This window comes from Geodermatophilus sp. SYSU D00766 (assembly GCF_054049915.1).
On sequence record NZ_JBJGYI010000004.1, the window covers coordinates 215,038 to 228,343 of the forward strand.

Sequence of the window (13,306 nt, forward strand, 5' to 3'; positions counted from 1 at the left end):
GCGTGCACTTCCGCGGAAGCGCCCGGGGAGGGGCGGTGGGGTCAGCTGTCCTGCAGCAGCGCCAGCGCGGCGGCGGCCAACTGGTCGCCGGCGTCGGCGCCGCGCCGGAACTCCTCGGCGGCGCCGGCGAGGTCGCCGCGGTCGGCCAGCAGCACGCCCAGGTTGTGGTGGCAGTAGGTGTCCCCGGCCTGGATGCCGGCGCGGTAGGCCTCCTCGGCCGCCTCGTCGTCGGCGAGCTCCTCGCGGTAGAGGTTGCCCAGCGGCAGCCAGGCGACCTGCTCGCCGAGCTTGGCGCCGCGCTCGAGCACCGAGCGGGCCTCGACGGCGCGGCCGGTCTGCAGCAGCAGCGCGGCCAGGTCGGCGCGTGCGGCCGGGAAGTAGGTGGCGCCGGCGCGCAGCCGGTCCTCCAGCGCCGGGTCGAGGGTGGCGCACCACTGCCAGCAGGCGGCGACGGCGTCGGCCTCCTCGTTGCCGGCGGCGGCGAGCTCCTGGGCCACGGTCAGCGCGTGCTCGCGCTCCCCCTGCTCGCGCAGCAGGAACGCCAGCTGCAGGCCGCCCTCGGTGTCGCCGGCCTCCGCCGCGCCCCGGTAGGCGTCCATGGCGCCGGCGAGGTCACCGAGCTGCTCGAGCACCAGGCCGAGGTTGCGCCAGGCGTCGATCTCCCCGCCGGCCAGCGCCACCTCGTAGGCGTCGACGGCCTCGGTCCAGCGCTCCTGCGCGGCGAGGCTGTTGCCCAGGTCGTAGTAGCCGGTGACGTCGCCCAGGGCCGCCGCGCGGCGGAAGCACCACTCGGCGTCGGTCTGCCGGCCGGCCTCGGCGAGGTCGCAGCCCAGCTCGATGAGCTCGTCGGCGTCCTCGGAGGCCTGCAGCCGCCAGAGGCGCGCGTCCAGGTCCTCCGTCATGACGCCGATGATGTCGGCCCTGACCTGGGCGCACGCCCTCCCTGAGGGTGAGGTCACCCCAACGTGTCCGGGCCTCGTCCGGGCGGGTGTCCCCTGCCCGGACGGGGCCCGGCGGACTCAGGCGCGACCGGCCCGGAGGGCCTCCTTCAGCTTGGTCTTGCCGCTGGTCCGCAGCAGCGCGCCGGAGTACACCCGCCCGCCGAGGCGGACCACCAGCGCGATCGCCACCAGCATGAGGACGACGGCCACCGCGACCTCCCACGCCGCCACGTCACCGGCGGCCTGGCGCACCGGCATGACCATGGGCGACAGACCCGGCACGAAGGAGGTCACCACCGCCGCGGTGCCGTCCGGGTCGCCGGCGGCCTGGATCGCCACGACGAAGCCGACGAAGAGCACCAGGGTCGCCGGGGTGAGCACGCTGCCGAGGTCCTCCTGCCGGCTGACCAGCGAGGCGGCCACGGCGAACAGCGAGGCGAACAGGGCGTAGCCGAGGACGAACCAGAACAGCACCCACCCGACCGTGCCGATCAGGTCGCCGGGCACGTCGACGACGTCGAACGCCAGCGCGCCGCCGACGCCGATGACGGCGATCAGCGCGATCTGCGCCAGCCCGAGCGCGCCGAGGCCGAGGATCTTGCCGGCGAGCAGGTGCCAGGGCCGCATCGTGGCCAGCAGCAGCTCCACCACCCGGCTGGCCTTCTCCTCCACCACGCCCTGCGCGACGAACTGGCCGAACAGGACGATCAGGCTGTAGAGCAGCACGACGCCGACGAGGGCGACGGCGGTGCGCTGGCCCGCAGCCGCGGAGGACTCCTCCAGCGCGGTGACCGTCAGCTGCGGCAGCCCGCCCGGGTCGACGCCGGCCTCGGTGAGCACCCGCTGCAGGGCCACCGCGCCGACGGCTCCGGACACCAGCCCCTCGACCGTGGGGTCGGACTCGCGCACCAGCAGCTCCGGGGCGCCACCGGTGGCATCGAGCACCGCGGCGTCGACGTCCTCGTCCTCGACGGCGGTGCGCGCCGCGGCGTCGTCGTCGAGCCCGACGACGGTGACGTCGCGGCCGAGCAGCTCGCCCTGCGCCTCCAGCGCCGGGCCGAGCGCGCCGGGGTCGCCGACGACGCCGATGCGGTTCTCGTCGCTGCCGGAGTTCACCACCGCCTGGAAGACCAGGATGCCGAGGATGATCAGCAGCATCACCGCGGAGCTGACCAGGAACGTCTTGTCGCGCAGCCGGGTGGAGACCTCGCGGGCGGCGACCAGCCGGACCAGCTGCCCGCTCGACAGGGGCGCGCTCACGCCGCGACCTCCTGGCGGGCGGCCTGCTGCGCGGGGTCGGCGACCGCCTCGCGGAAGAGCTCCACGAGGGTGGCCTGCCGCCAGGCGAAGTGGGTGACCCGGCCGGTGCGGAGTGCGGCGGCCAGCACGGCCTGGTCGTCGGCGCCCTCGGCGAGCTCCAGCAGGGTGTCGCCGGCCTGCTCGGAGACGACGTGGACGCCGGGGACGGCGGTGGCCCAGCCCGGCGCGGCGTCGGGGACGACGACCCTCAGCACCCGCCCGGCCTCCCGGCGGCGCAGCTCCTCGACGGTGCCGGTGGCGACCATGCGGCCGCGCGCGAGGATGCCGACGGCGTCGCACAGCCGCTCGACGAGGTCGAGCTGGTGGCTGGAGAAGACCACCGGCACGCCCGCGCGGCACTGCTCCAGCAGCGCGTCGGCGAGCGCGTCGACGCCGACCGGGTCCAGCCCGCTGAAGGGCTCGTCGAGGATCAGCACCTCCGGCCGGCTGACCAGCGCCGCGGCCAGCTGCACCCGCTGCTGGTTGCCCAGCGACAGCTCCTCCACCCGGGACCGGCGGCGCTCGCCCAGGCCCAGCCGGCCGGCCCACTCCTCGGCGGCGCGGGCGGCCGCGGCGGGGTCGAGGCCGTGCAGGCGGGCGAAGTAGGCCAGCTGCTCGCCGACCCGCATCTTCGGGTAGAGCCCACGCTCCTCCGGCATGTAGCCGATGCGGCGGCGCGACTCCTCGTCCAGCGGCCGGCCGCGCCAGCGGACCTCGCCGGCGTCGGCGCGGGCCAGGCCCATGGCGACCCGCATGGTCGTCGTCTTCCCGGCCCCGTTGGACCCGCAGAAGCCGAACATCGAGCCGGGGGCGACGGTGAAGCCGACGCCCTCCAGCACGTGGTGGTCCCCGTAGCTCTTGTGGAGCCCGTCGAACTCGAGCACCGCTCCTCATCCCGTCGTCGGCCCCGTGCACGCCCGACGCTATCGGTGCCCGGCGACGGGTTGCGGCCCGACGCGGGACCGGATCGTGATCCACGTCGCGCAGCGGCTGGACCTGCGGTGTCATCGGTCCATGAGCCAGGAGAACCACCCCGCCTCCCCACCGTCGGGCGTCGGGCTGGAGGGGCTGCGCGCGGCGGCGGCCGGCTGCCGCGCGTGCGAACTGTGGGAGCCGGCCACCCAGACGGTGTTCGGCGAGGGCCCGGAGACCGCGCGCATCGTCTTCGTCGGCGAGCAGCCCGGCGACCAGGAGGACCGCAGGGGTGAGCCGTTCGTCGGCCCGGCCGGCCGGCTGCTCGACCGCGCCCTGGCCGACGCCGGCATCGAGCGGCGCGACGCCTACGTCACCAACGCGGTCAAGCACTTCCGGTTCACGCCGACGCCCAAGCGGCGGATTCACCAGTCCCCGGGCGCCGAGCACATCCGCGCCTGCCGGCCGTGGCTGGAGGCGGAGTTCGAGGTGCTCAAGCCCGAGGTCGTCGTCTGCCTGGGGGCGACGGCGGCCAAGGCGCTGATCTCGCCGTCGTTCCGGATCACCAAGGACCGCGGGGTGCTCATGCCGTGGACGCCGCCGGGCGTCGCGCGGGTCGAGCAGGGCGACGACGAGGCCGACGAGGAGGCCCCCGCCCAGACCTGGATGCTCGCGACCGCGCACCCCTCGGCGGTGCTGCGCGTCCCGGACGCGGACCGGCCCAAGGCCTACGACACGCTCGTCGCGGACCTTCGCGTCGTCGCCGGCGCGCTGGCGTGAGGCGCGGCGCCCTCCGCTGACCCGCCGCCGGTCGAGTGGGCAGTCGTGGCCGGCGACGCGCGACGACACACCAGGTGCGGCGAACGCCACTGCTCACCCGGCGGACTCGGCCGCAGGGTCAGCCGGGCGGCTGAGCGAGCGCCCGCGAGGCCCGGAAGTGCAGGAACGAGGGCACCACCAGCGCGACGACGGCCATGGCCACCACCACGACGACGCCGCCGGACACCATCGCCACGCCGACGCCGGCCGCGCTGGCCACCGCCCCGGCGCGCAGGTCGCCCAGCCGCGGGCCGCCCGCGACGACGACGAGGAACACGCCCTGCATCCGGCCCCGCATGTCGTCGGGTGCCGCCGTCTGCAGCATCGAGGAGCGCAGCACCGCGCTGACCATGTCGCCGGCGCCGGCGACGGCCAGGCACAGCACGGCCAGCCACAGGGTCGGCGCCAGCCCGAACCCGACGATCGCCACGCCCCACACGACGATGGCGGCGAGCACCACCGCGCCCTGCCGGTCGACCCGCGACACCCACCCCGACGTCAGGCCCATGAGCAGCGCGCCGATCGAGACGCCGGCGAACAGCCAGCCCAGCGCGTTGGGCGACCCCGCGTACCGGCCCTCCGACAGCTCCGGGAACACCGCCTGCGGCCAGGCGAACAGCATCGCGACGACGTCGACGACGAAGGTCATGAGCAGCACCGGCTGGGTGCGCAGGAACGCGAACCCCTCCCCCACCCCGCGCAGCGCCGCGCCCAGGCGCAGCGGCCCGGTCACGCCCGCGGGGGGCAGCGGCGGCAGGCCGCGCAGCAGCAGGACCGCGACCGCGAAGCCCAGCGCGTCGACCGCGTAGGCGAGGAAGAGGTCGCCGAGGCCGATGAGCACCCCGGCCAGCAGCGGTCCGGCGATGACGCCGACCTGGCGCACCGTCATCGCCAGCGCGTTGGCCGCGGGGACCCCCTCCGGGCCGACCAGCGCGGGGATCACCGCGCTGCGGGTGGGCTGGTTGACCGCGGTGAAGCCGGAGACGGCCGCGACCAGCGCCCACAGCAGCCACAGGTTCCCGCCGCCGGGCAGCAGCGCCTGCACCGCGAGCAGCGCGCTGGTCAGCGCCGAGCCGGCCCCGGTGACAAGCATCAGCCGCCGGCGGTCCATGGCGTCGGCGATGGCGCCACCGAGCAGCCCGAAGACGACGAGCGGCACGAGCGCGACGACGGAGGTGACGCCGACCAGCAGCGAGGAGCCGGTGAGCGCGTAGACCTGGTACGGGACGGCGACCAGCGTCATCTGCTGGCCGAGCATGGTGGCCGCCACGCCCCAGAACAGCCGCCGGTAGCCGGGGTCGCGCAGGGGCGAGGTGTCGATCGCCCACGACCGGCGCTGTCGGCCCCGCTGCAGGGGCCCGCGCCGAGCCTGCGAGGCGTGGGGGGCAGCGGGGTCCTTCACGGGGCCAGCCGCTGCAGGACCCAGCCGCCGCCCTCCTCGTTGTCGCGCACGAACCGCAGCCGGTCGTGCAGCCGGCCCGGGCCGCCCTGCCAGAACTCGACCCGCTCGGGGACCACCCGGTAGCCGCCCCACACCGGCGGCCGCGGCAGCTTCTCCGTCGCCGACTCCTCGTCGAGCAGCCGCACCCGCGCCTCGAGCTCCTCCCGGGAGTCGACGACGGTGGACTGCACGGAGGCGACGGCGGCCAGCTGCGCCTCGCGCGGGCGGGGGTCCCACAGGTCGTCGGAGGCGGCCTCGCCGATCCGCTCGACCCGGCCGCTCACCCGCACCTGCCGCTGCAGCGCGTGCCACGGGAAGACCAGCGCCGCCCGGGGGTTGGCCGCCAGCTGCGCGCCCTTGGTCGAGGCGTAGCTGGTGCCGAACACGAAGCCGGCCTCGTCGTAGCCCTTGAGCAGCACGATGCGCGCGTCGGGTGCGCCGTCGGCGTCGGCGGTGGCGACGACGACCGCGTTGGGGTCGGGGACGTCGGCGGCGACGACGTCGCGGAACCAGCGGTCGAACTGCTCGACCCAGGTCGGCGCGAGGTCCTCCTCGCGCAGTCCGGGGCGGTCGTAGTCCCTGCGCATGCGGGAGAGGTCGGCCACCCCGCCATGCTGACACCGCCCCGCCGGGCGGGCCCCGGACGGCTCCCGCTGGGCGGCAGCCCCCCGTGGAGGGCGGGGGTGGACGGGGCCTAGTGTCGCGGTTCAGTCGTGCGGCATGACCGGTGCGCACGAGGTCCGCAGCAGAGAGGCGTGCGAGATGGCCGACGACTTCGTACCCGGCCTGGAGGGCGTCATCGCCTTCGAGACCACGATCGCCGAGCCCGACAAGGACGGCGGGTCCCTGCGCTACCGCGGGGTCGACATCGAGGACCTGGTCGGCAAGATCACCTTCGGCAACGTGTGGGCGCTGCTGGTCGACGGCAAGTTCGGCCCCGGGCTGCCCCCGGCCGAGCCCTTCCCGATCCCGGTGCACAGCGGCGACGTCCGCGTCGACGTGCAGGCGGCGCTGGCGATGCTGGCCCCGTTCTGGGGGTACCGCCCGCTGCTGGACATCAGCGACGACGAGGCGCGCGACCAGCTGGCCCGCGCCGCGGTCATGGCGCTGTCCTACGTCGCCCAGTCCGCGCGCGGCATCGGCGTCCCGGCGGTGCCGCAGAGCCGCATCGACGAGGCCTCCACCATCGTCGAGCGGTTCATGGTCCGCTGGCGCGGCGAGCCCGACCCCCGCCACGTGGCCGCCGTCGACGCCTACTGGACGTCGGCCGCCGAGCACGGCATGAACGCCTCCACCTTCACCGCGCGCGTCATCGCCTCGACCGGCGCCGACGTCGCCGCGGCGATGTCCGGCGCGATCGGCGCGATGTCCGGCCCGCTGCACGGCGGCGCCCCCTCCCGGGTGCTGCACATGCTCGACGGCGTCGAGCAGGCCGGCGACGCGGAGAAGTACGTCAAGGACCTGCTCGACCGCAAGGAGCGGTTGATGGGCTTCGGGCACCGGGTCTACCGGGCCGAGGACCCCCGCGCGCGCACCCTGCGCAAGGCCGCCAAGGAGCTCGGCGCCCCGCGCTTCGAGGCCGCGCTGGCGCTGGAGAACGCCGCGCTCAAGGAGCTGCGCGAGCGCCGTCCCGACCGGCCGATCGAGACCAACGTCGAGTTCTGGGCGGCGATCGTCCTCGACTTCGCCGAGGTGCCCAGCCACATGTTCACCTCGATGTTCACCTGCGCCCGCACCGCCGGCTGGTGCGCGCACATCCTCGAGCAGAAGCAGACCGGCCGCCTCGTGCGCCCGTCGGCCCGCTACGTCGGGCCCGCCGCGCGCAAGCCCGAGGAGGTCGACGGCTTCGACACCATCACGGTGAAGGCCGTCAACGAGGCCGCCCCCGCATGACCCCCTGACGACGGCCCGGGCCCGCCACCGCGCGGACCCGGGCCGTCGTCGTCGGTGCGCCCCCGCCCCCGGGCGCCGGGCGGCCGCGGGGAAGATGACCCGGTGACCCTCCAGATCCCCGCTGACCTGCTCCCCGCCGACGGCCGGTTCGGCTGCGGCCCGTCCAAGGTCCGCCCCGAGGCGCTGCAGGCGCTGGCCTCCGACGGCGCGGCGCTCATGGGGACCTCCCACCGACAGGCGCCGGTCAGGGGGCTGGTCCGGCAGGTGCGGGAGGGGCTCACCGAGCTGTTCGGCCTGCCCGACGGCTACGAGGTGGTGCTCGGCAACGGCGGCAGCACCGCGTTCTGGGACGCCGCCACCTTCGGCCTGATCCGCGAGCGCAGTGCGCACGGCACCTACGGCGAGTTCTCGGCCAAGTTCGCCTCCGGCGTGGCGGAGGCGCCGTTCCTCGCGGAGCCGGTGGTGGTCACGGCGGCGCCGGGCTCGCTGGCGCTGCCCGAGGCCCGGCCGGGGGTCGACGCCTACGCCTGGGCGCACAACGAGACCTCCACCGGCGTCATGGCGCCGGTGGTCCGTCCCGCCGGGGCCGACGACGGCGCGCTGGTGCTCGTCGACGCCACCAGCGGCGCCGGCGGCCTGCCGGTCGACGTCTCGCAGACCGACGCCTACTACTTCGCCCCGCAGAAGTCCTTCGCCGCCGACGGCGGGCTGTGGATCGCGCTGATGAGCCCGGCCGCCCTGCAGCGCGTCGCCGAGGTCAAGGCGTCGGGCCGGTGGATCCCCGCGTTCCTCGACCTGTCGGTCGCCGTCGACAACTCCACGAAGGACCAGACCTACAACACCCCGGCCATCGCCACGCTGTTCCTGCTGGCCGACCAGGTGCGCTGGATGCTCGGCCTCGGCGGGCTCGACGGCGCCGTCGCCCGCAGCCGGGAGTCCTCGGACCGGCTCTACGGCTGGGCGGAGCGGTCGCCCTACGCGACGCCGTTCGTCGCCGAGCCCGGCCAGCGCAGCCTGGTCGTGGGCACCGTCGACTTCGACGGGTCGGTCGACGCCGCCGCCCTGGCCGCGACGCTGCGGGCCAACGGCGTCGTCGACGTCGAGCCCTACCGCAAGCTCGGCCGCAACCAGCTGCGCGTGGGGATGTTCCCCGCCGTCGACCCCGACGACGTCAGCGCGCTGACCGCCTGCATCGACTACGTCGTGGAGAGGTCGTAGTACCGGCCTCCCTGCAGGGGCCCGCCGCGAGCGTGCGAGCGGTGGGGGGCAGGGAGGTCCTTCGTCTAACGGGCCTGCTCGCCGTCGGCGGGCTGGACCGCGGTGCTCGGGAAGTCGCGCAGGTCGCCGGTGGGCGTGCGGTCCCAGCTGCGGAACGTGAGGTCGGTCTGCAGGTAGAGCGCGACCAGTTCAGCGGTGGCGCGGATGCCGTCGAGGTGGGTGCGCTCGTTGCCGTGGCTGCCGTCGATGCCGAACCCGATGAGCGCGGCGCGGGTGTTGGCCCCGGCCTCCAGCGCCGAGGCGGCGTCGGAGCGGTAGTACTTGTAGACGTCGCGGCGGTGCGGCACGTCGTGGACCCGGCACAGGTCGATCAGGTGGCGGGTCAGGTGGTAGTCGAACGGGCCGGTCGAGTCCTGCATCGCGACGTTGACGCAGTGCTCGGACGACGACTGCCCGGGCGCGACCACCGACGTGTCGATCGAGACCAGCTCGGCGACGTCGGCGTCGAGGCCGTGGCTGGCGCCCAGGCCCACCTCCTCGGCGATGGTCACGAGCAGGTGCGCGGTGACCGGCACCTCGACGCCGTGGTCCAGGATCGCCTTGAACGCACCGAGCGCGGCGGCGATGCCGGCCTTGTCGTCGAGGTGGCGGGAGTTGACGAACCCGCTGGAGGTGATCACCGGCTGGGCGTCGATGGCCACGAAGTCGCCGACCTGGATGCCGCGGCGCTCGAGGTCGGCCCGGCTGTGCACCACCTCGTCGACGCGGACCTCCACGTGGTCCCAGCCCACGCCCTGCTCGTCGACCTCGTCGCCGTAGCGGTGCCCGCTGGCCTTGATCGGCAGGATCGTGCCGGTGTGCCAGTAGTCGCCGGAGACGTCGTCGCTGAAGATCGTCACCCGGGCGCCCTCGGCGAAGCGAGCGCTGTGCGTCCCCACCGGCACGATCGCCAGCCGGCCGTTGTCCTTGAGCCGGCTGACCATGCAGCCGATCGTGTCGGCGTGCACGACCACCGTGCGGTCGGCGCCGGGCGTCTGGCTGGGCAGCTCGGCGACCAGCGCGCCGCGGCGGGTGACCTCGAAGTGCAGGCCGAGGTCGCGCAGCTCGCCGCCGATGAGCTGCATGACGTGGTCGGTGCGCCCGGACGGGCTGGGGATGGTGAGCAGCTCCATCATCACGCGCTCGACGTAGTCCATGTCGATCGGCAGCCGCTTCTGGCCGGCGTCGACCGGCGAGGGCAGGAAGCGCTCGTTGGGCTCGGCGTCGTCGCGGGTCTCGTCGCGGACGAGGCCGGCGTCGTCGCGGGGACCGGTCAGCATGAGCGCCGAGTCTAGGGCCGCGACGGGGACCGGCCGCGGTGCCCGGCCCGGGGCGAGCGGGGTGCCGGGGTCCGCCACGCCGGGTGGCCTGCCAGCGCGCGGGCCCGTCCGCGGATAGCCTCGCCCGTGGCTCCGGTGTACCCGGGGCCCCCGCCCACCGCCCGCCCGAGGAGGTCTCCCGTGCGCACGCTGCGCCTCGTGGGCCTGTCCGAGGACGGCCGGAACCTGGTGCTGGCCCTCGACGGCGGCGACGGGACCGACGACGGCGAGCGCTTCGAGCTGGCGATCGACGACCGGGTGCGCGCCGCGGCCCGCGGGGACACCCGCCGGCTGGGCCAGATGGAGGTCGACGGCGGGCTCTCGCCGCGGGTGATCCAGGCCCGCATCCGCGCCGGGGAGACCCCCGAGCAGGTCGCGGCGGCCTCGGGCACCCGGGTCGAGCGGATCATGCGCTTCGCACACACGGTGCTGCAGGAGCGCGCCCGCCTGGCCGAGCAGGCCCGCGAGGCGCGGGTGCGGCTGTCGGAGGGCGTCCCCGGCGCCCCGCTGCAGCAGTTCATGGCCGAGCGGCTGCGGCTGCTCGGCGCCGACCTCGACGCCGTCCGCTGGGACGCCGCCCGCTCCGACGACGGCACCTGGGTGGTCACCGCCGCCTGGCGCGCCGGCGCCAAGGAGGGCACCACGCACTGGGTCTACGACGTCCCGGCCCGCACGGTCGCCCCGCTGGACGCCGCCACCCGCGACTTCGCCGAGGGCACCCGGCTGGTCCGCGTCGTCCCCGGGGTGCCCGCCGAGCGCCCGGTGCCCGCCGAGCGCCCGGTGCTGCCGGTGCACCGCGCGGCCGCCGTCCCCGAGCGCCCCGCCCCGGAGCGGCCCGCGCCCGCCCACCGCGGCCCCGCGCCCGCCGAGCACCCCCCCGCCGTCTCGCCGGCCGAGCGGCGCACCGACGCCGCCGAGCTCACCGACGACGAGATCGCCGAGCACGACACGGTCGTGCTGCGGACCGGCGAGACCGACGGCGAGGACGAGGACCCGCGGGCCCGCGTCCCGGCCTGGGAGGACATCGTCTTCGGGGTCCGCCGCAACCACTGAGCGCCGGCCACCGAGCAGTACGCTCGCGCCACCGGACCGACGTGTCCGTCCGGGGGGCCACGGGTACGTCGTCCACAACCGAACGAGTGCGGGAGTGGAGCCACACATGTCGATGTCCGTGTCGATGCCCCTGGGCGGGGTCCAGGTGGGGTCCTACGACACCTACCAGCAGGCGCAGGCCGCGGTCGACCACCTGTCCGACGAGAAGTTCCCGGTGGAGAACGTCACGATCATCGGCTCGGACCTGCGGATGGTCGAGCGGGTCACCGGCCGGCTGACCTGGGGCCGCGCGATCGGCGCCGGGGCCGCGGGCGGTGCGTGGTGGGGGCTGTTCGTCGGCCTGCTGCTCGGCATCTTCGCCCCCAGCGGGACGAGCTGGCTCAGCGCGGTGCTCACCGGTCTGCTCATCGGACTGGCGTTCGGCGCGCTGTTCGGCGCGGTCGGCTACGGGGCCACCGGCGGCCGGCGCGACTTCACCAGCACCTCGCAGATCACCGCCAGCCGCTACGACGTCATGTGCGACCCCTCCCGCGCCGAGGAGGCGCGGGCGATCCTCGCCCGCTGGTCGCTGCGCAACGGGTGACGGACCCTCCTGCCCCCCGCCCCTCGCTCCGCTCGGGACGGGTCCCTGCAGGAGGGCCGTTCCAGCACCTCACCGCAGCGTGGCGAACGCGACGGCCGCGGCGGCGGCGACGCCGAGGGAGTCGACGCCGGCCCGCATGGGGATGCGGGCCCGCACCCGCGCCGCGGCCTGCGCCTCCGGCGTCAGGCCCGGCCCCTCGGCGCCGAGCAGCACCGCGGTGCGCGGGTGCGCCCGCGGGTCCACGTCGCCGAGGTCCACGGCGCCCGGCGCCGGGGTGAGCGCCACGGTGAGGTAGCCGGCCTCGTGCAGCCGGTCGAGGTCCCCGGGCCAGCCGGGCAGCACGGCGAAGGGCAGCGCGAGCACGTGGCCCATCGACACCCGCACCGCCCGGCGGTAGAGCGGGTCGGCGCAGCGCGGGTCGAGCAGCAGCCCGTCGACGCCGAGGGCCACGGCCGAGCGGGCGATCGAGCCGAGGTTCTCGGCGTCGTTGAGCGCCTCGAGCACCGCCAGCCGCCGGGGTGCGGCCGGGTCGGGGCCGGCCAGCAGCGCGCCGACGTCGGCCGGCGGGCGCCGGTCGGCCGAGGCGAGCACGCCGCGGGTGAGCCGGAAGCCGATGAGGTCCGACAGCGCCCACTTGTCCATCTCGTAGGCCGGCACGCCCTCGGGCAGGTCGAGCGCGGCCAGCCGGCCGGGGACGCCGAGCACCGCCCGCACCCGGTACGGCGAGGCGAGCAGCCGCTGCACCGCGGGCACGCCCTCGACGATCACCGGGCCGGTGCCGCGCGCCCGCCCGGCCGGCCGGTCGCCGGCGTGCAGGTCGCGGAAGTCGGCCACCCGCGGGTCGGCGGGGTCGGCGATCGGCTCGGGCACGCCGCGATCCTCCCCGAGCCGGTGCTCCCCGAGCGGCGGGGCCGCGCTGCCCGCAGGATCCAGTGGTGCCCAACGGGATCGTCGTCGTCGGAGCCGGCATCGCCGGTGTGGCCTGTGCCCGCGCGCTCGCGGAGGCCGGGGTGCCGGTGCGCGTCCTCGACCGCGGGCGCCGTCCCGGCGGACGCATGGCGACCCGGACGCTGTCCGGGCGGGTCACCGACACCGGCGCCAGCTACCTGACCGCCGCCGACGGGTCGCCGTTCGCCGACGTCGTCGCCGACTGGGTCCGCCGCGGCCTGGCCCGGCCGTGGACCGACACCTTCGCCGTCGCCGGGCCCGACGGGGTCCGCGAGACCCGCAGCGGCCCGGTCCGCTACGCCGCCCCGGGCGGGCTGCGCTCGCTGGTCGCCGACCTCGCCGCCGGCCTCGACGTCGTGCCGGAGCACGCCGTCGAGCGGGTGGCGTCCGGGCCACAGGTCGACGGCGAGCCGGCGCCCGCCGTCGTCCTGGCGCTGCCCGACCCGCAGGCCCGCCGGCTGCTGCCGGCCGACCTCGCCGGGCGGCTGCTCGGGGCGGAGGACGCGCACGCCTGGCAGCCCGCCCTCGCCGTCGCCCTGGGGTTCGACCGGCGGCACTGGCCGGCCGACCTGCACGGCGCGTTCGTCCGCGACGACCCCGTCGTCGAGTGGATCGCCGACGACGGCGACCGGCGCGGCGACGGCGCCCCCGTCCTCGTCGCCCACACCACGCCCGGCACCGCCGCCGCGCACCTGAGCGACCCCGGCCGCGCCGCCCCCGAGGTGACCACCGCGGTGTGCCGGGCGCTCGGCATCGACGCCGCACCGGCCTGGACGCACGTGCACCGCTGGACCTTCGCCCGGCCGTCGGCGCCCCGGGAGGAGCCCTTCGGCCTGGTCGA

At 76.1% G+C, this 13,306-nt stretch carries 13 protein-coding genes; 6 read left to right on the forward strand and 7 right to left on the reverse strand.

Features of this window, described 5'->3' with window-relative positions; translation table 11 throughout:
• Nucleotides 1-41 precede the first annotated feature (41 nt).
• From ACI8AD_RS06030 to ACI8AD_RS06040, 3 genes are all read right to left on the reverse strand, one after another.
• Nucleotides 42-902, reverse strand: a complete 861-nt coding sequence (locus ACI8AD_RS06030; protein ID WP_456869617.1) for a tetratricopeptide repeat protein — start codon at nucleotides 900-902, stop codon at nucleotides 42-44.
• A 117-nt stretch (nucleotides 903-1,019) separates the two neighbouring features.
• Nucleotides 1,020-2,201, reverse strand: coding sequence for an ABC transporter permease (locus ACI8AD_RS06035; RefSeq protein ID WP_456869618.1), 1,182 nt, complete (start codon nucleotides 2,199-2,201; stop codon nucleotides 1,020-1,022).
• A complete protein-coding gene (locus tag ACI8AD_RS06040) occupies nucleotides 2,198-3,124 on the reverse strand; it encodes an ABC transporter ATP-binding protein (RefSeq protein WP_456869619.1) in 927 nt (308 codons plus the stop codon). Before ACI8AD_RS06040 ends, ACI8AD_RS06035 begins: the two co-directional genes overlap by 4 nt.
• Nucleotides 3,125-3,254: 130 nt before the next feature.
• On the opposite strand from ACI8AD_RS06040, the gene ACI8AD_RS06045 reads away from it, so the two are divergent.
• Nucleotides 3,255-3,932, forward strand: a complete 678-nt coding sequence (locus tag ACI8AD_RS06045) for a UdgX family uracil-DNA binding protein (RefSeq protein ID WP_456869620.1) — start codon at nucleotides 3,255-3,257, stop codon at nucleotides 3,930-3,932.
• A 118-nt stretch (nucleotides 3,933-4,050) separates the two neighbouring features.
• Here the strand turns inward: ACI8AD_RS06045 and ACI8AD_RS06050 are convergent, their stop codons facing one another.
• Together ACI8AD_RS06050 and pdxH are read right to left on the reverse strand one after the other, a co-directional pair.
• Nucleotides 4,051-5,373, reverse strand: coding sequence for an MFS transporter (locus tag ACI8AD_RS06050; protein ID WP_456869621.1), 1,323 nt, complete (start codon nucleotides 5,371-5,373; stop codon nucleotides 4,051-4,053).
• Nucleotides 5,370-6,017 carry a pyridoxamine 5'-phosphate oxidase gene (pdxH, locus tag ACI8AD_RS06055; protein WP_456869622.1) on the reverse strand — a complete coding sequence of 216 codons (648 nt, stop codon included), beginning with the start codon at nucleotides 6,015-6,017 and terminating at the stop codon, nucleotides 5,370-5,372. The genes ACI8AD_RS06050 and pdxH overlap by 4 nt, the downstream gene beginning before the upstream one ends.
• Before the next feature lie 115 nt (nucleotides 6,018-6,132).
• Here pdxH and ACI8AD_RS06060 point away from each other — a divergent pair, with 115 nt between their 5' ends.
• Complete coding sequence (locus ACI8AD_RS06060; protein ID WP_456869623.1) at nucleotides 6,133-7,305, forward strand: citrate synthase 2; 1,173 nt, start codon at nucleotides 6,133-6,135, stop codon at nucleotides 7,303-7,305.
• Between the two features lie 102 nt (nucleotides 7,306-7,407).
• Nucleotides 7,408-8,523: a phosphoserine transaminase gene (gene serC, locus ACI8AD_RS06065; protein WP_456869624.1), complete on the forward strand. Its 1,116-nt coding sequence runs from the start codon at nucleotides 7,408-7,410 to the stop codon at nucleotides 8,521-8,523.
• Between the two features lie 65 nt (nucleotides 8,524-8,588).
• Here the strand turns inward: serC and ACI8AD_RS06070 are convergent, their stop codons facing one another.
• Nucleotides 8,589-9,842 (reverse strand): osmoprotectant NAGGN system M42 family peptidase, encoded by a 1,254-nt coding sequence (locus ACI8AD_RS06070; RefSeq protein ID WP_456869625.1) that lies wholly within the window; start codon nucleotides 9,840-9,842, stop codon nucleotides 8,589-8,591.
• Nucleotides 9,843-10,022: 180 nt separating this feature from the next.
• Between ACI8AD_RS06070 and sepH the strand changes: the two genes are divergently transcribed.
• Complete coding sequence (gene sepH, locus ACI8AD_RS06075) at nucleotides 10,023-10,934, forward strand: septation protein SepH (protein WP_456869626.1); 912 nt, start codon at nucleotides 10,023-10,025, stop codon at nucleotides 10,932-10,934.
• Between the two features lie 106 nt (nucleotides 10,935-11,040).
• Nucleotides 11,041-11,517 (forward strand): general stress protein, encoded by a 477-nt coding sequence (locus ACI8AD_RS06080; protein WP_089405148.1) that lies wholly within the window; start codon nucleotides 11,041-11,043, stop codon nucleotides 11,515-11,517.
• Between the two features lie 69 nt (nucleotides 11,518-11,586).
• On the opposite strand, the gene ACI8AD_RS06085 is transcribed toward ACI8AD_RS06080, so the two are convergent.
• The gene (locus ACI8AD_RS06085; RefSeq protein ID WP_456869627.1) at nucleotides 11,587-12,387 is read right to left on the reverse strand and encodes a TrmH family RNA methyltransferase; all 801 of its coding nucleotides are present in this window, start codon (nucleotides 12,385-12,387) and stop codon (nucleotides 11,587-11,589) included.
• Nucleotides 12,388-12,452: 65 nt separating this feature from the next.
• On the opposite strand from ACI8AD_RS06085, the gene ACI8AD_RS06090 reads away from it, so the two are divergent.
• Nucleotides 12,453-13,306: NAD(P)/FAD-dependent oxidoreductase (locus ACI8AD_RS06090; protein ID WP_456869628.1), on the forward strand; the 854-nt coding region annotated here is incomplete at its 3' end.

Bases quoted from the DNA above. Each gene is read 5' to 3' on its own strand.
- ACI8AD_RS06030 (WP_456869617.1), bottom strand. From the start codon at position 902: ATGACGGAGGACCTGGACGCGCGCCTCTGGCGGCTGCAGGCCTCCGAG.
- ACI8AD_RS06060 (WP_456869623.1), top strand. From the start codon at position 6,133: ATGACCGGTGCGCACGAGGTCCGCAGCAGAGAGGCGTGCGAGATGGCC.
- ACI8AD_RS06070 (WP_456869625.1), bottom strand. From the start codon at position 9,842: ATGCTGACCGGTCCCCGCGACGACGCCGGCCTCGTCCGCGACGAGACC.
- ACI8AD_RS06045 (WP_456869620.1), top strand. From the start codon at position 3,255: ATGAGCCAGGAGAACCACCCCGCCTCCCCACCGTCGGGCGTCGGGCTG.
- ACI8AD_RS06080 (WP_089405148.1), top strand. From the start codon at position 11,041: ATGTCGATGTCCGTGTCGATGCCCCTGGGCGGGGTCCAGGTGGGGTCC.